14 protein-coding genes and 2 tRNA genes are annotated in these 22,042 nt (G+C 52.5%); 10 read left to right on the forward strand and 6 right to left on the reverse strand.

What is annotated here, in order from left to right; all coding sequences use genetic code 11:
* The first annotated feature begins 14 nt into the window (after positions 1–14).
* The 8 genes from RIC19_RS21460 to RIC19_RS21495 all read left to right on the forward strand — a co-directional run bounded on the left by RIC19_RS21460 (position 15) and on the right by RIC19_RS21495 (position 10,963).
* Positions 15–350, forward strand: coding sequence for a DUF3098 domain-containing protein (locus RIC19_RS21460; protein ID WP_350180426.1), 336 nt, complete (start codon positions 15–17; stop codon positions 348–350).
* 53 nt (positions 351–403) lie between these two features.
* Positions 404–1,198, forward strand: a complete 795-nt coding sequence (locus RIC19_RS21465) for an undecaprenyl-diphosphate phosphatase (RefSeq protein WP_350180427.1) — start codon at positions 404–406, stop codon at positions 1,196–1,198.
* Positions 1,199–1,276: 78 nt separating this feature from the next.
* Positions 1,277–2,017, forward strand: coding sequence for a tRNA pseudouridine(55) synthase TruB (truB, locus tag RIC19_RS21470; RefSeq protein WP_350180428.1), 741 nt, complete (start codon positions 1,277–1,279; stop codon positions 2,015–2,017).
* An 85-nt stretch (positions 2,018–2,102) separates the two neighbouring features.
* Positions 2,103–4,661: a T9SS type A sorting domain-containing protein gene (locus tag RIC19_RS21475; RefSeq protein ID WP_350180429.1), complete on the forward strand. Its 2,559-nt coding sequence runs from the start codon at positions 2,103–2,105 to the stop codon at positions 4,659–4,661.
* Between the two features lie 275 nt (positions 4,662–4,936).
* Positions 4,937–6,034, forward strand: coding sequence for a DUF4856 domain-containing protein (locus RIC19_RS21480; protein ID WP_350180430.1), 1,098 nt, complete (start codon positions 4,937–4,939; stop codon positions 6,032–6,034).
* A 12-nt stretch (positions 6,035–6,046) separates the two neighbouring features.
* Entirely contained in the window at positions 6,047–7,165 is a 1,119-nt protein-coding gene (locus RIC19_RS21485) for an imelysin family protein (RefSeq protein WP_350180431.1), read from the forward strand.
* Positions 7,152–8,522: an HTTM domain-containing protein gene (locus RIC19_RS21490; RefSeq protein WP_350180432.1), complete on the forward strand. Its 1,371-nt coding sequence runs from the start codon at positions 7,152–7,154 to the stop codon at positions 8,520–8,522. Before RIC19_RS21485 ends, RIC19_RS21490 begins: the two co-directional genes overlap by 14 nt.
* An 8-nt stretch (positions 8,523–8,530) precedes the next feature.
* Complete coding sequence (locus tag RIC19_RS21495; RefSeq protein ID WP_350180433.1) at positions 8,531–10,963, forward strand: TonB-dependent receptor domain-containing protein; 2,433 nt, start codon at positions 8,531–8,533, stop codon at positions 10,961–10,963.
* A gap of 2 nt (positions 10,964–10,965) precedes the next feature.
* Here the strand turns inward: RIC19_RS21495 and RIC19_RS21500 are convergent, their stop codons facing one another.
* The 4 genes from RIC19_RS21500 to gap form a co-directional block, all read right to left on the reverse strand.
* On the reverse strand, positions 10,966–12,882 hold the full coding sequence (locus RIC19_RS21500; protein ID WP_350180434.1) for a hypothetical protein: 1,917 nt from the start codon (positions 12,880–12,882) through the stop codon (positions 10,966–10,968).
* Positions 12,883–13,006: 124 nt separating this feature from the next.
* Positions 13,007–16,468: a T9SS type B sorting domain-containing protein gene (locus RIC19_RS21505; protein WP_350180435.1), complete on the reverse strand. Its 3,462-nt coding sequence runs from the start codon at positions 16,466–16,468 to the stop codon at positions 13,007–13,009.
* Between the two features lie 279 nt (positions 16,469–16,747).
* Positions 16,748–17,950, reverse strand: a complete 1,203-nt coding sequence (locus tag RIC19_RS21510; protein WP_350180436.1) for a phosphoglycerate kinase — start codon at positions 17,948–17,950, stop codon at positions 16,748–16,750.
* A gap of 254 nt (positions 17,951–18,204) precedes the next feature.
* Positions 18,205–19,203 carry a type I glyceraldehyde-3-phosphate dehydrogenase gene (gap, locus tag RIC19_RS21515; protein ID WP_350180437.1) on the reverse strand — a complete coding sequence of 333 codons (999 nt, stop codon included), beginning with the start codon at positions 19,201–19,203 and terminating at the stop codon, positions 18,205–18,207.
* A gap of 559 nt (positions 19,204–19,762) precedes the next feature.
* Here gap and RIC19_RS21520 point away from each other — a divergent pair.
* Both RIC19_RS21520 and RIC19_RS21525 read left to right on the forward strand, forming a co-directional pair.
* Positions 19,763–19,837, forward strand: a tRNA-Glu gene (locus RIC19_RS21520).
* 44 nt (positions 19,838–19,881) lie between these two features.
* A tRNA-Glu gene (locus RIC19_RS21525) sits at positions 19,882–19,953 on the forward strand.
* A gap of 50 nt (positions 19,954–20,003) precedes the next feature.
* Here the strand turns inward: RIC19_RS21525 and RIC19_RS21530 are convergent.
* Both RIC19_RS21530 and RIC19_RS21535 read right to left on the reverse strand, forming a co-directional pair.
* Positions 20,004–20,606: a TIGR04282 family arsenosugar biosynthesis glycosyltransferase gene (locus RIC19_RS21530; RefSeq protein ID WP_350180438.1), complete on the reverse strand. Its 603-nt coding sequence runs from the start codon at positions 20,604–20,606 to the stop codon at positions 20,004–20,006.
* On the reverse strand, positions 20,599–21,990 hold the full coding sequence (locus RIC19_RS21535) for an efflux RND transporter periplasmic adaptor subunit (RefSeq protein ID WP_350180439.1): 1,392 nt from the start codon (positions 21,988–21,990) through the stop codon (positions 20,599–20,601). The genes RIC19_RS21530 and RIC19_RS21535 overlap by 8 nt, the downstream gene beginning before the upstream one ends.
* Between the last annotated feature and the right edge of the window lie 52 nt (positions 21,991–22,042).

The raw sequence follows: 22,042 nt of genomic DNA on the forward strand, positions 1-22,042 counted from the left end.
TCTAAACTGAAGCCATGAGTAAGGAAAAACCTGGAAAGAAGAAAGTGGTGGTTACCACGGATAAGAGTAGTAAAGAAAAGAAAATGGTTAAGCCAACGAGCTCGCGCCGCGGAGCCCGCGAAGTCGAAACTTCTAAGGTGGAGCTGGAGTTCGGTAAGGCCAACTATATCCTCATTGCCGGAGGGCTGGGGCTCGTTTTCCTGGGGTTGATCCTGATGGCCGGGGGCGATATGCCTTCTCCAGACGTTTGGGAGGAAGACCTCATTTACAGCGCCCGGCGGACGGTGCTGGCTCCTATTGTAATCCTGCTGGGGTTAGGTATGGAAGTTTGGGCGATCTTCAAGAAGTAGCCTATTGTTCATGCCTCGCGCTTCGGCGTTTCAGGCTTTAATTATGTACAATCATGGAAGATATTCTTCGTTCCGCTTTGCTGGGTGTTATTCAGGGGCTGACCGAGTTTCTGCCCATTAGCAGCAGCGGGCACCTGGAGCTGGCGAAATTTTTCATGGGGGATGACAGCATGGCAGAGGAAAGCTTGCTCATGACCGTAACCCTCCACGCTGCCACCGCTCTGGCTACCTTGCTCATTTTTCGCAAGGAGGTGGGTGAAATCCTACGCGGCTTGTTCCAGTTTAAATGGAATGATGAATTGCAGTTCTCGCTCAAAATCATCTTATCCATGATTCCCGCAGCTTTGGTGGGGCTTCTATTTGAGGAACAAATTGAGCAACTTTTCGAGCAGCGGATTATGCTGGTTGGTTTTATGCTGATCTTAACCGGCTTGCTGCTGTTTTTAGCAGACCGGGCACAAAATACGGATAAGAGTGTGTCTTATGGCAATGCATTACTGATTGGTATCGCACAAGCCATAGCCATCCTGCCGGGTATATCCCGCTCGGGTGCCACTATTTCCACTTCCGTATTGCTGGGGATTGACCGGGAAAAATCTGCCCGTTTCTCTTTCCTGATGGTTGTCCCGCTGATTCTGGGCAAGATGGCCAAAGATATCCTCGACGGAGAGATGGCCTTGTCTGCAGGGCAGGCTGTACCTTTGGCGGTGGGGTTCGTTGCCGCCTTTGTGACTGGTGCCATAGCCTGCTTTTGGATGATCAGCCTGGTAAAGCGTAGCAAATTGACCTATTTTTCTGTATATTGTTTTGTCGTTGGTGCCATTGCTATTTTCTCAGTGGCATTTTAAACTGACAGCGGCACTTTTTTCTGAATTTTGATCTGAATAAGATCGCCTTTTTGTTGTTAATAAAACACTTTGATGGCCATGGACGGAGATGACCAACCGGTTCCGAGGTATGACTTTAAAGCAGGGACAACACTTCTAGTCGACAAGCCGCAAGGCTGGACCTCTTTCGACGTCGTTAATAAAGTCCGCTATAAAATTAAACACCGCCTGAAGGTGAAGAAAATTAAAGTCGGCCATTCGGGTACGCTTGACCCGATGGCAACCGGGCTGCTCATCCTTTGCACCGGCAAATTTACCAAGACACTGCATCAGCTTCAGGGGCTTTCCAAGGCTTATACGGGTACCATGTACCTGGGCGCAACCACGCCCTCTTATGATGCAGAATCGGAAGTGCAGGACCGCTTCCCTACTGCTCATATTACACCGGAGTTGATCGAGCAGGCCCGTCAGCAGTTTCTTGGCAAGATACAACAGGTGCCGCCTATGTTCAGCGCGATCAAGGTAGACGGGCAACCGCTTTACAAGAAGGCCCGAAAAGGGGAAACTGTGGAAATAGAGCCCCGGGAAGTGGAAATATTCGACTTTAAAATTACCCGTATCGACTTACCCGAAATCGACTTCGAAGTCAGCTGTAGCAAAGGGACTTATATACGTTCACTCGCTCATGATTTTGGTAAAGCCCTCAATAGCGGCGCCTACCTGACGGCGCTTCGCCGTACCAAAGTAGGGGACTTCGATATTCAGGATGCCTGGTCGCTGGACCAATTGGTCGAATTTATTGAAGAAGGGCCAGTCATTGGAGCCGAAAAAATGGCCTGAATTTAAGCTACAGACAAGCATTAGACAGTATTTTCCTGAAATTTTACCGTTTTGATTAGGAGATGTGCTTATTTTTAGTTCAAAAATGAGCAACACTTATACGGTTCTGGGGTTACTTCTGCCCCTTGTAATAGCCATCGGTGCCTGCACACCGCAAGAACAATCAACAGCTTACGAAGAAAAAGAAAGCGGTGCCGCTCTGGCCATGGAAGAGTGGGCCCGCGTCCGGTCTTACCCGGACGGTGAAATCCACATGGCCAATCTGTCTGTCGCCCATGAAGCGCAGCATGCGGTTATCGGTTTTCGCGATAATGCGGCAGAGTGGGAGGCGCTGGGGCCTAAAAACTTTGGCGGGCGTACGCTCTGCCTGGCTTTTCACCCAGATAATGCTGGTATCATCTACGCCGGCTCAGCTAGCGGCGGGCTTTGGAAATCGACTACTGCCGGAGCCGGGGCAGAGGCCTGGGAGCGCATCCCTTTGGGGCATCCGGTGCTGGGCGTTAGCAGTATCGCTATCAATCCTGAGGACCCGGAAGAGATGTACATCGGTACAGGGGAAGTCTACAATTATACGGTAGCCATGCCCGGTGTCTCCAACCGCCTCACCCGCGGTTCATACGGCATGGGCATCCTGAAAACCACCGATGGAGGACAAACCTGGGTGAAATCCCTGGATTGGTCTTATGAAGAAATGCGCGGCGTTTGGGATGTGATCATCAATCCTGAAAATACCAACACCATTTGGGCTACAACAACCCAGGGGACTTACCGTTCCACAGATGCGGGGCAAAGTTGGGCGCTTGTACATGACTTCCCTATGGGCATGGACCTTGAGCTCCATCCTGCTGATACCAGTATTTTATTTGCCACCTACGGAGGTTACGAAAGCCCACAGGCGGGTATCTTCCGCTCTACGGACGGCGGGGGCAGCTTCCAGCCGCTTTCAGGCCTGCCTAATGATTACTCCGGCAAGGCTATGCTGAGTATTAGCCCCTCTAACCCTGACCTCATCTACATCTCCCTGGCGGATGCTTTCGAAAGCCGCGGGTTGTACAAGTCCGAAAACGGTGGGGACAGTTGGGACCTGGTCAATACCGATGATATTGCCCGGTTCCAGGGCTGGTATTCCCATGATGTTGCCATCAAACCTGATGATCCCAATACCATTATCTACACAGGGGTAGACCTCTTTAAATCAACGAATGGCGGGCTAACCGTGGAACAAAAGGGGTATTGGTTCAATTGGTTCTTCGGACAGACGCCGGTGGGTGGCCCGGAAGGCCCTTCCGATTATGTGCATGCGGATATCCACGCTGCCTACTATTCGCCTTTCGACAACAACACCGTCTTTGTCGCAACCGATGGTGGCGTCTTTGTATCCGACGATAACGGCGAGTCCTGGTCGGGCCGCAACGGGGGCTACCAAACCCAGCAGTTTTATGCCAAATTTTCCAGTAGCCTTACCAATCCTGACCTGGCTATCGGTGGGCTGCAGGATAATGCCACAGCTGTTTATCTGGGAGACGACTCCTGGTACAGGGTCATAGGTGGGGACGGCATGTGCACGGCTATCGACCCCATTGATAACAGCCGGGTGTACGGCTCTTTTCAACGGCTGAATATCCGGCAGTCATTGAATGGCGGGCTGGACTTTTCGCCCTTGCCGATCAGCAGCCTGGGCACTGAAGTCACCAACTTTAACGGCCCCTTTATCCTATCGCCTCAGGACCCGGCAACGATCTACGCCGGTGCTCAGCGTCTCCACCGTAGCAATAACTTTGGGACCTCCTGGTCTGCTACCTCCACAGGGCTGGTCGACAGCGAATTCGGAAACCCTATCCTTACAATAGCGGCAGCGCCTTATGATCCGGGATTGTTGCTGGTCGCTACAGCGCCTTTACAGGGCGGCACGGCCAAGGTATTGCGCAGCACAGACGGCGGCGCTTCCTGGGGCCCGGTTGGAGGTTTGCCCGACCGCGTGTTTATGGAAATTACATTCGACCCTTCCACTCCCGGTACGGTATACGCAGTGTGTTCCGGCTTTGGTACGGATCACGCCTTTAAATCTGAGAATGGCGGGCTGACCTGGGCTTCCATTAGCGAAGGCTTACCGGATATCCCGGCCAACTCTATTGTGGTTGACCCGGAGCAGCCTTCTGACCTGTACGTTGGGAATGACCTTGGGGTATATGCTTCTTTTGACTACGGGCAGACCTGGGAGTGGTATTCGGATGGCATCGCTGATGCTACAATGGCCATGCACTTAAGCATCGCTGCCGGTCGCAAGCTGCGGGTAGCTACCCACGGGCTAGGCGTTTACGAAACAGACCTTCGGGAGCTGGTCTCTACGCAGGAACCACTGGCCAGCTCATTACAGCTGTTGCAGGCTTTTCCCAATCCGGCATCATCAACGGTGACTGTGCCTTTTGAACTGGGTGTGCCGGCAGATATTACCCTTCAGGTTTACCATAGCAACGGACAACTGATTGCTACGCTATTGTCCGGCCGCTATGCTGCGGGCGCCCATCAGGCAGCGGCGGATGTCTCGACCTGGGCATCCGGCCACTATGCAGTGGTCCTGAATAGCAAGCCCGTCAATGGGCAGGCCGTTCGAAAAGTGAGCAGCCTGATGGTTGCCCACTAGTGGATTGTCCCGGAAGTAAGTAAACGCAGGAGCTCGGGACAACCAAGGGCTCCAAGCATGAAATAGGCCCAACCAATTCGGACCAGCCTGAAATTGCCAGGTACTTCGGTATCATCTGATTAGTCTGAAGATTTAACATTCAGCTTACAGTTCACTACCTAACAGTAGGTAGTTTCAGCAGCGCATTGCCCCAATTTGGGTATTGTAAGCCCGGAAAGGGGCTTCTATTTTTGCAACTGTGTTTATTTAGATTTAATCCATTTAAATGAATTCGGATGCAAAACTATAAGCTACTAGGTCTTGCCCTCGCGCTGACCACCCTTTTCTGGAGTTGTGATACAGAAGACGAAAATGCCTATACAGTCCCAGACACTTACAATTTTGAAAATGTAAGCTACGACGGGCAGCTGCAGCGCCTGCAGATGTTGCTGGAAATGAAAAACTACCTCGGGTCTGCCAACACTCCTGGTACTGTGCTGACTGCTGACCGGCTTAAGGCCATGTATGCCAATGATACAGATAATGCAAACTGGACGCTGGAGTATGACGCCTCTAAACAGCTGAAAAGCAAGACTTTTGAGCAGGAACAAGCGGTATTTGAGGCCATGATGGAAGCCATCGCGGACAATAGCACTTCTACGGTCCCCGCTGCTGAAGGCCAGGCCGGTGTGTCCGTCAGCACTGATGGTACCAAACAATACCTCCTCAATGAGAAAGGGGTAGAGTTGGCTCAGCTCATCGAGAAAGGGCTTATGGGCGCCTGTTTCTACTATCAGTCCCTGACGGTCTACTTCGGAGATGACCGGATGAATGTAGACAATGAGGACGTTGTGCCTGGCGAAGGCACTGCAATGGAGCACCACTGGGATGAAGCCTTTGGTTACTATGGTGTACCTGTTGACTTCCCACTCAACAAAGATGGTATTGCATTCTGGGGGGTATATTCTGACCGCCGCGACCCCATCCTGAACTGCAACCAAGATATGATGGACGCCTTTATCAAGGGCCGGGCGGGGATCAGCAATGATGACCTTAAGGCACGGGATGAAGCCATTTCGGAAATCCGCCAAACCTGGGAAACTGTTACCGGTGCTACGGCGATAAGCTATCTGAATACTGCAGTAGAAAGCTTTGATGACATGGCCATTCGTGCGCATGCCCTTTCTGAGGCGATTGCGTTTACCTACGCCATTCAGTTTAGCCCGGAAAAGCGGATGACCAATGCTGAAGTAACTGCCGTGCTGGAGGATATTGCCGGCAGCAGCGACTTCACACAAATGGACCTGTACAATACTACGCCGCAGCGCCTGGAGGCTGCCAAGCTCAAGCTGGCAGACGCACTCGGCCTGATGGAGTCAAAAGATAGTTTCTAAAAATTAGAATTTATGCAATTGCTAAAGCCAGTTTTCACTTTTGTACTGACCGCTTCCGTTCTGCTGTTTTCGGGTTGCGATAGCAATATGGGCGGTACGCAGAGCCCCTGTGAGAGCGATTTTGATCAGCAGGCGCTGTTTCAGCATGTGGTTGACGCACTAATACTGCCGGGTTATGCCGCACTGGAGCTCAGTACGCAAAATCTGCAAACCGCAGCCTCTGACTTTGCACAAGCACCATCCCCGGAGACTCTGGACGAGGTGCGGACTGCTTTTCAGGCTGCTTACCTCAACTGGCAGGACGCCGCCCAATATGAATTCGGTCCGGCCGAAGAGGTTGCACTGCGGGCTACCCTTAATAACTTTCCGCTGAACATCAATGCCCTGGAATCCAGGATTGTAGGTGGGGCGTACGATTTTGCTAACCCGAATACCTTTGATAAAGGCTTCCCTGCACTGGATTATTTGCTCTATGGGTTGGGAGACAGAACCGATGGCGCGATTGTGGCGCAGTTTGAAGAGGCCGCTTACGCAGAATTTCTAACGGCACAGACCGCTTTTATGGCGGAGTCGGTCAAGAGGGTGCACGATGCCTGGAAAAACGGCTACCGTGACCAATTCCTGGTAACCACGGGCACTGCGGCGGGAGCTTCTCTGAGTCAAATCATCAATGGGCTCAATGAGCATTACGAAATGATCAAGCGGGATAAATTAGGTATCCCTTCGGGCGTAGTGACCCTGGGCTTCACCAATCCGGATAAAGTGGAGGCTCCTTATTCGGGCCTGTCGCTGGCACTGGCGCAACGTGCTTTACTTGCTGCAGAGCAGTTCTACCTGGGTGTCGGGCGGGATGGGCAGAATGGCCCTGGCTTGGATGACTACCTGGAAGCCGTCAATGCGACTAAGGAGGGCGAGAGCCTGAATACCCGCATTCAGCAGCAGTTTGATGTGGCTAAAGCAGCCCTCGCTGCCGTACCTGCACCTCTGCGTACAGCCGTTGACGAGAACAACGACCTTGCGGTCACCGCCTACAATGAGATAGCCAGACAAATTGTGAACCTCAAAACCGATATGCCTTCGGTTTTGTGTGTTGCGATCACCTACATCGATAATCCTAGTGATTCCGATTAACGTTCAAGCATATCGAGATGGGCTTACCGAGCCCCGGCGTATTGCCCCGCTTGTCACTTTTCGCATCCTTTTTGGCGGATTGATGGCAGCCGGGGCATTCCGGTTTATGGCGAGCGGGTGGATTGAGCGCCTGTACGGGGAGCCGGATTTCTTTTTCAAGTTTTATGGTTTCGAATGGGTGGCCCCGCTCAGCGTATCCGGCATGTACTGGGCTTACGGCATCGTAGGGCTCAGTGCGCTGGGCATTATGCTGGGCCTGTTTTACCGCTGGTCTGCTCTGGTCTTCTGGCTGAGCTTCACCTATACAGAGCTAATTGACGTGACCAACTACCTCAATCATTACTACCTGGTCTGTTTATTGGGGCTTCTGCTCATCTTTTTGCCCGCTCACCGGCGTTTCTCACTTGATGTTTGGCGCAAGCCCTCGCTTCGGGTGGAAACAGTGCCGGCCTGGTGCCTGTATGTGATTATGCTTCAGGTGGGCATCGTCTATATTTTCGCCGGTTTTGCTAAGTTGAATGCCGATTGGCTACTCCGGGCGATGCCCCTGGCGGTGTGGCTGCCGCCCAAAGCCGACTGGCCCGTCCTGGGGCACTTGTTTACACAATCCTGGGCAGCCTACGCTTTCAGCTGGTCGGGCGCTTTATATGACCTCAGTATCCCGTTTTTACTGCTCAACCGCCGTACCCGCCCTTTGGCCTACGTAGCGGTCATTGCCTTTCATTTGCTGACCAGGCTGCTGTTCAATATTGGCTTGTTCCCATTTATTATGATATTCAATACGCTTATTTTTTTTCCAGCTTCAGCACACGAACGGTGGTTGAGAAAATTAGGTTACGGCAGCGGGGCTACAGGCAAAAAGCTTGTTTTCCCGAAAGCACAGGTGTCATTACTCCGTGCGGGGCTTTTGGGGTATTTCGCATTGCAACTGTTGCTGCCCTTGCGCTTTCTTTGCTACCCCGGCAACGTGCTCTGGACAGAGGAAGGCTACCGCTTTGCCTGGCGGGTGATGCTGGTAGAAAAAGCAGGGCAGGCAACGTTCACCGTAAGGGACCCACAGACCGGGAGGCAGTCGGAGGTCGATAACACTGACTACCTGACGCCCTATCAGGAAAAGCAGATGGCCATTCAGCCAGACCTGATCCTGCAGTATGCGCATCACCTGGCGAAGGTCTATCAGCAAGATTATGGCATTGCCAACCCGGAAGTGACCGTGGACGGCTTCGTAGCGCTCAATGGCCGTTCCAGCCGCCGACTGATTGCCCCGGATGTAAACCTGGCAGCAGTAGAAGACAACTTGTGGCCTAAATCCTGGATTTTGCCCTTTGAAGACGAGGAAAAGATTGCTCAGCAATAACCTACTTTATGCAACGTATACTGATTACTGCACTGTTCTTATCGATAGCCCCGATGTTGGCCTTTGCTCAGGAATACAGCATCGTTGGCATCGTGGTTACCAAAGACGAAGCACTGCCGGTGGATAGGGCTACACTTTTCCTGGCAGAGACGGGCGCCGTAGTTGAAACGGCACACGATGGCACTTTTGAGCTGGAAGCTGCCGCACCCGGGCCGTACAGTATTACGGTTTTCATGCCGGGCTTTACTACTATGGTCAAAGAAGTAACCCTGAGCCCGGAACAGCCGGTGGCCGCACTTGAACTGTCGCTGGAAGAGCTGAGTATTGATATGGAGTCGGTGGAGGTACAGGCTTCCCGTGGCATTTACAGCATGTCGCGCCTTAGAAATGTGGAGGGGGCAGCCATCTATGCGGCTAAAAAGAGCGAGCTCATCGAATTGGACAAGGCGATGGGAAACCTGGCTGCTAACAATGCCCGGGAGATATACAAAAGTGTACCAGGGCTCAACATCTGGGAGAATGATGGTGCCGGGCTGCAACTGGCGATTGGTGCCCGCGGGCTGGACCCCAACCGTACTTCCAACTTCAATACCCGTCAGAATGGGTACGACATCAGTGCAGATGCGCTGGGCTACCCCGAGAGCTATTATACCCCGCCGGCACAAGCCTTGCAGCGCATAGAGGTAGTGAGGGGGGCGGCGTCCCTACAGTACGGCACTCAGTTTGGGGGGCTGCTCAACTTTGTTTTTAAGGAAGGCCCCCGTGATCGGCCTTTTGAGTTCACCACCGAGAACACCTACGGCTCCTTCGGGCAGTTCAATACGTTCAATAGTGTCGGGGGCACAGTGGGCGATTTGAATTATTACGCTTTCTACCAATACAAACGAGGCGATGGCTGGCGGCCCAATTCGGGTTATGAACAGCACACGGCCTTTGGCAACTTGCAGTGGAAACCCACTAAACGGCTGGAGCTCGGATTGGAATACACCCACATGAACTATCTGGCACAGCAGCCGGGCGGACTGGCTGATTTTGAGTTTCAACAAGACCCGCAGCAGTCCAAACGAGCCCGGAACTGGTTTAAGGTGGACTGGAACCTGGCTGCTCTGACACTGGACTACCGCCTCTCGAGCCGCACCCGCATCAACTGGCGCAGCTTTCTGCTTATGGCTCAACGGGATGCGCTGGGTGAGCTTGGCCCCATCAACCGCCCGGACCCTCTGCGGGAGCGCGACCTGATTTCCGGGAAGTATCAGAATTTTGGATCAGAAGCCCGGCTGCTGCATCAGTATAAAGTGAATGACCAATTGAGTACTTTTTTGCTTGGAGCAAGAGTGTACCGTGGTTTTACAGAGAACCGGCAGGGCGATGCCTCCGCAGATGAGGGGCCCGATTTTCGTTTCCTCAACCCGGAAGATCTTGAGCAGTCCAATTATGAATTTCCCAGCCGCAATGTGTCGGTCTTTGCCGAAAACCTATTCAATATCACACCCCGCCTGAGCGTAACGCCGGGTGCCCGGTTTGAATACATCCGTACTGCATCCGATGGTTACTATAAAGAGCGGGTCTTTTCGGGTGGGGAAGTCATCTTTGAACGCCGCCTGGAAGATGAGCGGGTGAATGAGCGTTCATTAGTGCTGATGGGGCTGGGGGTGGGCTATCAACTTAAGCCTGGCATCGAGTTGTACGCCAACTACTCTCAGAACTACCGCGCGATCAATTTCAGTGACCTCGCCGTGGTCAACCCCAACCTTGTAGTGGACTCCCTACTGACTGATGAGCGCGGCTATAATGCCGACATCGGGATAAGAGGGGATGCCCTGAGCGGGAGGCTCCGCTTTGATGTTTCGGGGTTTTACCTGCGCTACAACGACCGTATCGGTCTGTCGGAAATCAGCATACCCGATCCTATCGTGATTGAACGCCTCGTTGCATTTCGGACCAATATTGGCGATGCCCGAATCCTTGGGCTGGAGGCTTTTGCTGAAGCGGACTTTTGGAAGCTCTTCGTAGATCAGGATAGCCCCTGGTCTGTACTGGCCTTTGTCAATTTCAGCTACCTGCAAGGCACTTACATCAGTGGGCAACGGCAGTTTACCGGTAACGATGTGGAGCTCATTCCACCGGTTAGCCTGAAAACGGGGGTGACGATCCGGCGTGGGGGCTTTTCCTGCAGCTACCTGCTTTCCTATGTTCAGGAGCATTTTTCTGATGCCACGAATGCCCGCTTCGTAGCGAATGCCACCCGGGGCGTTATCCCAACTTATACCGTCATGGATGTATCTGCAAGTTATGCCTGGAAGCGCTACCGGGTACAAGCTGGCGTCAATAACCTGGCAGATGCGAGCTACTTTACCCGCCGGGCTACAGGTTACCCCGGCCCGGGTATTATCCCCGCTGAGCCCCGCCGGTTTTATCTGGGGCTGCGGATTAAGATTTAGCGCTACTGCTCGTCCGGGCTGAATTTCTCCAATTGCTGTCCACTGCCAGCTTCCTGATTGGGGGGCGTGGTTGATGGGGAGGTGTTTATTTCCTTCCTTTTCATAGGAGCAGCGGGGGGCTGCCCGGCCGCTTCGCCCGGCGGTAGTTGTTGTGGTTGCTGTGCTTCTACTGTTTCCGGAGCAGGCTCAGGCACGATTTCCCGGATAGCGGGGAAGCGTAGAATACCTTTAATGGGGCGTACGCTGGTGACTGCGGTGCGAGCGCTTTCCAGGTGAACGTCCAGCGCCAGGTTGTAATTCTGCATAGCGGAGTTGTCGATACGCTCCAAAGGGTAGGTGTTCTGTGTTTCCAGGGTGACATAGAAGCGCTTGCGATTGGCATCGGGCTCTACATCTACAATGCGCACGTTCAGGGCCTTATCACTACGGCGGACAATAAGGTTACCGATGTAGGGCGTAGCATCAAAGTTGACCGGATTGTAGTGGTCTTCGATATCGATAGAGAATTTCCACTGGAAGGCAAACTCCCAGCCGTCCTTTTTGGTGAGGTCGAAGCGGCCATCCGCTACGTTGGCGATAGGGTGGGAGCTGGTCTGTATTTCTTCATTGATATCGAAATAAAGGTACTGCCCGTTCACCGGTTCTTTGCTCCGGATGCGGTAGCAGGCACTCAGCTTGCTCGGCCGCTGATCAATGGGGCCGTCAAAGTTATCGGACAGAGGGCGCCCGGTAATGGTAAACCGGCAGCCGCTCGTCTGGCCTTCAGTATCAAAGTAAGGCTCGGCGTCTATCGTAGGCTGGCCATCGTACAAGCCGGACTGTACCTGCTCGAGGGTCCAGAAGTTGCGGGTCATGTACTCCGGTATGCCCTCCACAATCAGGAAGTGCTTGTGCTCTATACCCTCGATCATCAGGGGCAGGTCCTGTGCTTTTTGGAAGACCGGATTGATGCTTTCGAGGTAGGCTTGTATGTCATCAGGTGTAGGCAACGGGCTGAACATTTTCCACTTATCCCGGATGTAGTCAAATTCAGTGTAAATGATGGTTTCCCAGTCGGTACCCGAGAAAGTGGCGTTACCAAGTTTACCAAAACCAAGGCTGGTGCTAAGTCTAGCAGGCAGAGGTCCGGTGAGGTTGAGCCCGCCTTCCATTTCTACCCGGTAATTTTCTTCAGCTGAGGTCAGGTGCTTGAGCATCACGCCCTCAAACTCCCGCAGATAGTAGGCATTACCGATGAATTCGGGGTTCTCCTGGTAAAAACGCCAAAGCTTGAGCATGGCTTCAGTGGTGCGGTAGTCATTAGCCTCCAGCACAAACTGCATAGGCGAAACGAAAGAGCCTGATAGGGCAATGACGGAAGACTCCCGCTGATGGTCGGTTTCCAGAGCGGCCTGAAATGAAGCGTATGGGGGCTGTACGCCTGCCTCCAGTGCAGCACGCAGGTAACCACTGCAAGTCTTATGCATGAAGTAGGAGTCAAAGTTCTCATCGGGGTTGACGACAAACTGATTTTCCATGCTGCTCAGCGTAAAGACCCGGTTGGGGCTGAAGTCGACTTCCTCAAATGACCGCTCAATGTCTTCTTTCTGGAAGATATAATACAGCAGCCCACCTCCACGGATGTCTGCTGTTTCCACATCTGTACGAAGGGTTCGACGGCCGAGGAACTTGCTGATGTCCTGAGGGACATAGTCCCGCCGTCCGTTTTTGGGCGATGTGAACCCGCAATATTCGCAGTGCTTTTTGAAAATACGTTGTAAGGCATACCCCAGGCTTATGCGGGAATAACTCCGCTCCGGTGGCCAGTTTTCACGCCGTGCTTCTTCCAGCCGCCGCTGATAGCGGTCGACCCGTTGAGCATCGAGCTGTGCCAGGGGCAGTAAGCAGAAGACCGATAACAGGGCAATCCAGATTCTCATTGCTTCGTATTGGGATTTTTGTTATTTATTGCAGCGAATATAACAATACATAACGCCGATTGGATGGCAAAATTTTATGCCACCTCACCCTATTATCTTCTGACGCAGACAGTGCCATAATTTCTTACCGCATCAGCATCACATCGCCGGAGTAGACCTCTGTGGCACCATCCGAAAAAGTGATTTCGGCATAGTAAACAAAGATGCCGGGGTTCAGCGTTTCTCCCCTGAAGGTACCGTCCCAACCCATCATATTGTTATTCGGCAGGAGGTCTTTGCGCTCGAAGACCATACTGCCTGTACGGCTGAAAATCCGCATCACCGGAATATTAACCAGGGCTTTGTCGCCGTGGATGAAAAACTCGTCGTTTCGGCCGTCCCCGTTCGGGCTAAACGCGGTAGGGATAAATACCCGGCGCGTCCGTTCCACTTTCACGTTGATGACATCCTGTGCGGTGCATAGGCTCAGTGTGTCGGATACCCGCAGCAGGTAAGTGGTCGACCGTTGGGGGCTGACGTTGACGGACTGCCCGGCAAATTGGAACTGACTGCTGTCTGCTGCAATCCAGGTGAAAACAGGGGAGCCAGGCGTCGCAGTACCCGTTAAGGTCAGAGTATCGCCAAGGTTTATCGTGGTGTCCCGCCCGGCATTCACCACCAGCACCGGAGCGGGGGCTACCGCCTGCGTGCGTTCTGTTTCACAACCAAAGGAATCCTGAACAATTAAACTGTAACTGCCGGCAAACAGGCCGGAGAAGCTGGGGCTGTTGCCAAACATGACTCCATCAATAGAGTACTCGAAGGGAGGGGTGCCACCAGTCACGGTATCGATACGGAGCCGTCCCCCATTTTCACCGCTTACGCAGGTGATATCAGTAGTGGAGACTTCAAAGTCTAGTGCCACGGGTTCGGGGAGGAGGAATGTGGTGGTATCCAGGCAGCCGCGCTCATTCGTTAAAGTAAGGCTGTATTGCCCCGCTCCCAGGCCGCGGTTGGTGGCTTGGGTACTGCCATCGGACCAGGCATAGGTGAACGTATTGCCCGGGCCAACGGGCACCGCGTCCAGTGCCCCATCGGTGAATCCAAAGCAAGTGACCGGTTCCGCAAGGGCGATTGTGGCTACAAGGGGCGCATCAGGCTGTGGCAGCAGTGCCTCGGTAGTATCCTGGCACCCATCTGCATTCGTTACCGTGATGGCATACAAGCCGGTCGGTCGGTTGGAAAGGGTGTCAGTTGTGCTCCCTGTGCTCCAATTGTAGGTAACCGGCTGCCCGTTCGTGCTGACTGACAATTGCCCATCGCTGCCACCAAAACAGGAGACCTCCTGGCCCACCTCTATCGTTGCAATGAACTCTGCTGGCTGTTCCACTTCATAGTCAATAGACCGCTCGCACCCATTGGCATCAGTAAGGAGGAGTGGATATACCCCGGCGCAAAGGTCAATCAGTGCGGAGGTGTCTGCACCATTCCCCCAACTAAACTGATAGGGAGGGGTGCCTCCGGATGCAGCCACGCTAAGGGTGCCATCACAAAAACCAAAGCAGCTGGTACTGCTCTGATCGGTGACAGTCAGCTCAAGGGCAGCCGGTTCTTCAACGAGGACCGTGAAGGTGGTATCAAAAAAATTGTCCGTAATACTGATGGCATAGGTGCCTGCTGTGAGGTTGGGGAGCTCGGCCGGTTCATTGTCCTCGTTGAGTACACCGGTACCGGAAAGTGTCAGGTCAGTTTTTTCCCAGCTGTAGTCATAGGGTGGAAGGCCGCCCATAGCTGAAAACGTGATGCTTCCGGTATTGCCGCCATTGCAAGCTACCGAATCAGCTTGCCCCACGGGGACGATGCCCGTCAGGAAATCCATTGTAAAGCAGGTGTCGCCAACGCACCCGAAATCGTCGGTCACTGTTACGCAGCATTCTGCGCCACCAACGAGGTTGTTGTTGGAAGGACCGGTAGTACCATCGCACCATTCAATGGTATAGCCACCGTTGCCACCGGTGGGTGTTGCGATGGCTTGCCCGTTGGCATTACCTTCTCCAATAGCGGGTTGTACCTGCTCAATATTTACTGAAACCGGCTCAAGGACGGTTAGTGTTGTATTGATGATGCTGTCGCAGCCCAGAAACAGGATAATCGTATCTGCATAGGTGCCCGCCTCTGTATAGGTGGAGCTGCCGACTTCAAAGCTATCGCCGGCGCAAATCGTGGTATCGATTTCGGTAACGGGCGTGATATCCCCGGCATCGTAGATGTCGAGGGAAAACATCCCTGTGCCATTAGCGCCATCGCCATCAATGAGGACGTAGTAGGTTGCTCCGCCTACCAGGCAGCTGAAATTGAGGGACTCGTCTTCATCGGCGGGGTCATAGGCACTTTCCAGGTGCTGAAAGAAACCACTGCAGGTGGAGAAAGCCCGGTAAAGGCTGAGTTGTATACCGATAGAGTCTACCACCCGGTTGGAAAAAGCTTCTATCCAGACGTTGCCGGATGGCGGGGCTTCAAAAGAGAACCAAACAGAGTTTTGGACCACAAAATTCGGGCTGAAGGGGTCGTTATTGCTGTCGGCGCAGTAGTTGCCGTAAAAGGCGTTGGTACTAATGGTATCTCCCGGGGGGACGGCACCGAGGTTGAGGGCGTCGCAGCGTTCGTTTGGGGCATCGTCAACATCTGTGCTGATCAGGCGCAGCCCAAATACGCCCTCTTCATCGCCGGGGTCCGTAAACGCCCCGTCTACCAAAATGTAATACCGGGTGTCCGGCTCCGGGCAACTGACCCGCATATAGACATCCCGGTTGTCATTGGGTGCTGACCAGCTCACGAGTTCCAGGTTGCCGGTGCAGGTGTCATTGTCGGAACGGTAGAGGGCCACTTCGACATCAAAGGCGTCACCTGTGTTTTCGGGGTCGCCCAGCGCTTCGATCCAAGCTACGCTACCAATGTTTGGGCCCGTCGTAAACTCAAACCAAACACCGTTAGAGTTGGAAAATCCCCCATCGTCAGCAGGGTTAGGCTCATTTTGATTGTTGGCGCAGAGGTTGTCGTATTGCCCAATTGTGGCATCGCCCAAGGTGTCCCCCCTTGTCAGGGTGCCCAGCGGAATAGCCTGGCAGGGCAGGTCGTTGTAATTGCCATTACCGGTAACGGAAACGGAATACTCCAGGGTGCCACCACTACTGCCGCCATTTGGAAGAGAAAGGGTGTAGGGGGCGGTCTCATCAATTGCCGGCAGGGTGATATCTGCACAAATCTGCTCTTCGCACGAGCGGTCTACAAAACACCCAATTGGCAGGAGCGGGTCATTCTCAAAAACGGTAAAGCATACCTCTATGGTTGGCGGAAGGTCGTTCGGGCAACTGAAATCTTCAGCGTATTGAACGTTGGGGAGTGCCGTGTAGCAAGGGCCCTGCGCCGGGTAAATGGCGATGCCCTGATTTTCTACTTCTACCTGCCAGAGCGGGTCGGGACCTGAAAAAATATCATCACAGGTCGTCGTAACCGTGGCATTTTCAACGGTCAACTCAACGGTTATCTGTGCATTTAACCATTGGCACAGGAGCACAAACAGGGTTGGTAAAACGAAACGCTTCATACCGAGGGGATTTATTTCTCTAGCAAAAATGATAAAAAGGGCAAATACTGTTGCCTGATCGGGCACAATAACCCGCAACCTACTTTACAGAAGAGCCCATCTTACAGGATTCTTCATATCGGCAAGGTACAGTTTAGGATAATTTTAACAGCAAAGTACGGAGGGGAAGAATTAAGTTAGAGTAGTCGCTATCTGTGGTGTGATGTAAAGATAGGGTATTTTACAGAAAGAGGGAGTAGAGTAGGGGAGGTTTTATACCCCCCCCTGCTCTACGGTTGATTAGGCCTTCATGGCTTTGATGCCTGGCAGTTCTTTGCCTTCGAGGAACTCCAGCATGGCACCCCCGCCGGTAGAAACGTAGCTGACTTTATCAGCAAGTCCCATTTGGTTCACTGCGGCAACGGAGTCGCCACCGCCTACCAGGGAGAAAGCACCGCCCTGCGTAGCTTTAGCAACGGCCTCAGCGATAGCTTTGGTGCCGTTGGCGAAGTTGGGCATTTCGAATACCCCCATCGGGCCGTTCCATAATAAGGTTTTAGAATGGGCAATCGCCTCTGAAAACTGAGCCCGGGCAGCGGGGCCGACGTCGAGGCCCATCCAGCCATCAGGCACTTCATTACTGCTTGCCGTTTTATGAGCGGCTTCATTTGCAAAGCTGTCCGCGATGATACTGTCTTCCGGAAGGTAGATGGTCACACCCTTGGATTTTGCCTTTTCGATGAGCTCCAGAGCCAATGGCAGGCGGTCTTCTTCTACGAGTGAGTTGCCCACTTTTCCACCTTGGGCTTTCACGAAAGTGTAGGCCATACCACCGCCAATAATCAAGTTGTCGACGAAGTCGATCAGGCGCTCCAGAAGCAGGATTTTATCAGACACCTTTGCCCCGCCGATAATGGCAGTGAGGGGGCGCTCAGGGCTGTTGAGGACTTTGTCAGCGTTTTTGATTTCGGCCTGCATGAGGTAACCGAAAGACTTGGCGCCTTTATCAAAATACTGTGCCACGGTAGTTGTGGAGGCATGTGCACGGTGTGCGGTACCGAAAGCATCGTTCACATAGAGGTCTGCCAATTCTGCCAGGCCTTTAGCAAAAGATTCATCTCCTTTTTGTTCCCCCGGGTTGAAGCGGGTATTCTCCAGGATGAGGATTTCGCCCATCGGCAGGTCAGCAGCCATGGATTTGGCCTTGGCGCCTACCGTTTCATCGCAGAAGTGAACCTTAGCACCGGTCAGTTCAGCCAGGTGGCTGGTGAGGTGGTTAAGGGTGAATTTTTCGCGGTCAATGCTGCCGTCTTCTTTGAGTTTCTTGGTTGGGCGGCCGAGGTGGGACATCAGAATAGCTGCGCCGCCTCCGTCAAGAATATGTTTGATGGTAGGCAAAGCCGCCCGGATACGGGTATCATCCGTAATCTTGAAATCTTTATCGAGGGGCACATTGAAATCTACCCTTACGAGTGCTTTTTTGCCCTTGAAATCGAGTTGCATAGGGTTGGAATTTAGGCTAAAACAAAGAGACCGGAGCAGCAGGCTCCGGTCATGTCTTTATCATCAGAGCTTGTCTGGAGCGGTTTCGTTATGAAAATCAAGGATTTATGGTTCTGGCAAAGTCACTAAATTTGAGTTTAGCGGGCTAAATGAAAATTTATTGAGGAAGCCAGAGCTTGCCCCGCATTTCTGCGGGGTTCATAAAGCGTTGATTTGCAATAGTAACGAGCTCCAAACATGCTCTCAGTGTATCCTTACTTATTGAGGATCATCTTTGTCAGGTCGGCGAGGCGTGCAGAGTAGCCTGCTTCGTTGTCGTACCAGCTCACGACCTTCAGCAGTTTGCCGTTGACGTCGGTCATGAGGCTGTCGAAGATAGAAGAGTGTGGGTTGCGCACGATATCACTGGAAACGAGGGGGTCAGTGCTGTATTGCAGTACGCCTTTCAGTTTGCCCTCTGCCATTTCCTTAAACTTAGCGTTGACTGCTTCAACGGTTACTTCCTTGTCCAGCATTACATTGAGCTCAACCATTGAGCCGGTAATGACGGGCACACGCAGTGCGATTGCAGAAAGTTTGCCTTTCAACTCAGGGATGACCTTTCCGGTAGCTGATGCTGCACCTGTGCTGGTCGGCACGATGTTGAAGGCCGCAGCGCGGGCACGGCGCAGGTCGCTGTGCGGTGCATCCTGAATGTTCTGGTCAGCGGTGTAAGCGTGGGTCGTTGTCATAGAACCAACCTGAATACCCCAGTTTTCGTGGATGATTTTCGCAACAGGTGCCAGGCAGTTTGTTGTACAGGATGCGTTGGAGAACACATTGGCACGGCGGTCCAGTTCGTCGTCGTTGACACCCAGTACGATGGTTTGTACATCGCTGCCTTTGGCGGGGGCAGAGATAATGACATCCTTAGCGCCTGCTTTGAGGTGCAAGCCTGCTTTTTCTTTGGAGCGGAAGATACCCGTACATTCCAGTACCAGATCTACACCAAGGTCTGCCCATGGTAGTTCTTCCGGGTTGCGGATCGCGTAGGAGTGGATATGCTTACCGTTGACGATAAATCCGTCATCGTTGGCTTCTACGGTGCCTTCAAATGGACCCTGGGCAGAGTCGTACTTGAGCAGGTGGGCAAGCGTTTGGTTGTCCGTCAGGTCATTTATGGCAACAACTTCGATGCCTTCTGTGTGGAGGAGGTTGCGGAATGTAAGACGTCCGATTCGGCCGAAGCCATTAATAGCAACTTTTTTTGCCATGGTTTTTTCGCGATTTAATGATGTTAATGATTTGGTCCGGGACGGAGGAAAGCCTCCGCTGATCGTTCAAAAGTATAAAATTCACTAAGAGCTTGTTGGGAATTTCCCCTTTGGACCTATATACGTTCTAAAAGGAAACGCTCAACGTGGCCTAAATCTATACAATACACAAATTTAGGGGCTTTAGCAAGCTGTTTTCAATGATATTTGGCATAAAAGCAGCTTATGAGGCACTTAGTGTAAAAATAACAATAATCACCAGAACATAGTTGATTCACCGCTCTTTTTATCAGGACATTGAACTAAAATCAGGGTGACAAAGTTACTGCTCTTGCCAGTTTGTGGGGTTCAGCTAACGGCCTGACCAAGATTTAAGTAATATTTTTTTCCTGATACTTTTGGAAATTCAGGAAACCCACTATCTTTGCATCGCTCTGGCAAAAAGGTGCCGGGCAGCTTGAAATCTAAAGCTCTTTGACCCATTCTTTACAAAAAGAAATGAGGAAAGATTTTCAGTTTTCTGAGCAAATGTTACTTTTGCATCCCGCAGTAAGAAAATGGCCCGTTCGTCTAGGGGTTAGGACGCCAGGTTTTCATCCTGGTAGCACGGGTTCGAATCCCGTACGGGCTACCATTTTATACTGTTTTCTACTGTGGAAAAGACATGTTATTTTTCTTGGCCCGTTCGTCTAGGGGTTAGGACGCCAGGTTTTCATCCTGGTAGCACGGGTTCGAATCCCGTACGGGCTACAAACTATAGGGAAGCATTTTGCTTCCCTTTTTTGTTGCTTCGACCCGCTCTAAACCTCCCACCCAAACTTTTCCCAATCTTCAGCGTAGTCAATATCCGAAAGAGCAGGGGCAAAGCCCAGTGAGCCTCCCTGGGCGTGGATCCGGTCTTGTGTGATTTGGCCGACTTCACCGGTACTCCAGGTCATGTCCCGGAATAAGTAGGGGCTGGTCTTTTTCATGCCCAGTAGGTAGTAACCGCCGTCTACAGCTGGGCCGAGGACATAATCATGGTGCCGGAGCGTCTCAAAAGCTTCCTCGATGATGGTGGTGTCAATTTGGGCAATATCGCTGCCGACGATTATGGCGGATTCCGCTTGTTGCAGCGCCACTTCGAAGGCCTGTTCCATCCGCTCGCCCAGGTCAGCACCCTGTTGCTGTAATTTTTTGAACTTACTCCCAGGCCAGCGGTCGTCTTCGCGCACCCGTACACTGTAAAACAGTAGCCGAAGGGCATCAACGCCTTCGGCTACGGTCCGGGTTTTGGCGAGGAGCGCCTCGTAAATGGCCAGCGCTTTATCCTCGCCCAGTGTTTTTGCTAATCGTGTTTTGACTTTTCCCTTTTCCGGATTGCGGACGAAAATGATAAGTGCCCGCCTGGCTTTTTTAGTCATCGTCTCGTTTGTAGAGTTCGTCTTCATCTACGACCTGAACGTCCTCCCCGGATTTCAACTTTCTTGCAACGGCGGCGTAGGGGCCGGTCACGACCTCATCGCCCTCGCTCAGTCCATCTACTACTTCAATGTAGGTATCATCCTGTATGCCGGTTTTGACTTTTTGCATGTGTGCTGTATCGCCTTTGACCAGGAAGACAACCTCCATCAGGTCTTGTTCTTCTTCTTCCAGAGAAGCAGCTTTTGGCTCTGGCTTTTTGCTGTCTTTTTTCTCCCGCGTGGTCACCGCCTGAATAGGTATGGACAAGACGCCCTTCGCGACCTCCGTTTTGATGTCGACACTCGCAGACATACCGGGGCGGAAAGGGTAGGGCTTGGCCGGGGTGATGAGGTCATTATAGGAAACCGGATCGATATTGATGCGCACCTCAAAATTGGTGACCTGATCGCTTGTCAGTGATGCTGCGGCTGTGGCGTTGGTGGCAGAATTGGCAATTTGCGTCACCTTACCTTTGAATACCCGGTCGATATAAGCATCCACTTCAATGGCTACCTCATCGCCAACGGTTACTCTTGGGATGTCATTCTCACTGACTTCTACCCGGACTTCCATAGCATTCAGATTGGCGATACTCATCATTTCGGTACCAGCCATTTGGATGGTCCCCACCACGCGCTCTCCTTCCTCTACATCGAGGCGGGAAATAATGCCACTCATCGGGGCAAAAATCTCCGTTCGGCGAAGGCTGGTTTTGAGCTCTTTCAGGCTTGCCTCGGAGCTTTGCACCGTATAGGCGGCGGCCTGCGCACTTTGCTCGGCTGCTTTGACATTTGCACTGGCAGACCGCAGGTTGGCTTCCAGCGCACGCAAGTTGGAAAGGGACTGTTGGAAATCGGCTTCCGAGATGACCCCCTCCTGGAACAGCGGTTCATTGCGCTCGTGGATTTCCCGGGCGTTGATCAGCTGCGCTTCGATCTGTTCTTTTTGGGCTTTAAACTGCTCAATTTGAGAACGGGTATTGGCTAATTGCGCTTTGGCGCTATTCACACTTGCTGCGCCCCGCTCTACCTGTGATTCAAACGCATCGGGGTCGATGCGTGCCAGGAGTTGTCCGGAAACAACCGAGTCGCCTTCTTCGATCAGCAGGTCTACGATCTCTCCGGAAACATCAGAGCTAATCTTCACTTCTGTTTGAGGGAATACTTTGCCACTTGCGGAGACCTCCTCAGTGATAGTCCGCTTTTCTGCGAGCTCCGTAATGATTTTTTCACCCTTTGGCTTGGATTGGTTGCGCCAAATCAGGAAAGCGACCAAAATGACGATAAGGCCAAGCAGGGCGAAAATAAGAGTATTGCTGCGTTTCTTTGTCTTTGTCTTTGACATGATATATGGCTAAAGTTGGTGATTGAGCAGCTGGCACAGGTGCCGCTGTTAC

Origin of the sequence: Phaeodactylibacter sp. (assembly GCF_040219495.1) — a bacterium.
In the GTDB taxonomy this organism is placed as follows: domain Bacteria; phylum Bacteroidota; class Bacteroidia; order Chitinophagales; family Saprospiraceae; genus Phaeodactylibacter.

Coding starts and splice junctions, on each gene's coding strand:
- RIC19_RS21460 (WP_350180426.1), top strand. CDS start 15: ATGAGTAAGGAAAAACCTGGAAAGAAGAAAGTGGTGGTTACCACGGAT.
- RIC19_RS21465 (WP_350180427.1), top strand. CDS start 404: ATGGAAGATATTCTTCGTTCCGCTTTGCTGGGTGTTATTCAGGGGCTG.
- truB (WP_350180428.1), top strand. CDS start 1,277: ATGGACGGAGATGACCAACCGGTTCCGAGGTATGACTTTAAAGCAGGG.
- RIC19_RS21475 (WP_350180429.1), top strand. CDS start 2,103: ATGAGCAACACTTATACGGTTCTGGGGTTACTTCTGCCCCTTGTAATA.
- RIC19_RS21480 (WP_350180430.1), top strand. CDS start 4,937: ATGCAAAACTATAAGCTACTAGGTCTTGCCCTCGCGCTGACCACCCTT.
- RIC19_RS21485 (WP_350180431.1), top strand. CDS start 6,047: ATGCAATTGCTAAAGCCAGTTTTCACTTTTGTACTGACCGCTTCCGTT.
- RIC19_RS21495 (WP_350180433.1), top strand. CDS start 8,531: ATGCAACGTATACTGATTACTGCACTGTTCTTATCGATAGCCCCGATG.
- RIC19_RS21500 (WP_350180434.1), bottom strand. CDS start 12,882: ATGAGAATCTGGATTGCCCTGTTATCGGTCTTCTGCTTACTGCCCCTG.
- RIC19_RS21505 (WP_350180435.1), bottom strand. CDS start 16,468: ATGAAGCGTTTCGTTTTACCAACCCTGTTTGTGCTCCTGTGCCAATGG.
- RIC19_RS21510 (WP_350180436.1), bottom strand. CDS start 17,950: ATGCAACTCGATTTCAAGGGCAAAAAAGCACTCGTAAGGGTAGATTTC.
- gap (WP_350180437.1), bottom strand. CDS start 19,203: ATGGCAAAAAAAGTTGCTATTAATGGCTTCGGCCGAATCGGACGTCTT.
- RIC19_RS21530 (WP_350180438.1), bottom strand. CDS start 20,606: ATGACTAAAAAAGCCAGGCGGGCACTTATCATTTTCGTCCGCAATCCG.
- RIC19_RS21535 (WP_350180439.1), bottom strand. CDS start 21,990: ATGTCAAAGACAAAGACAAAGAAACGCAGCAATACTCTTATTTTCGCC.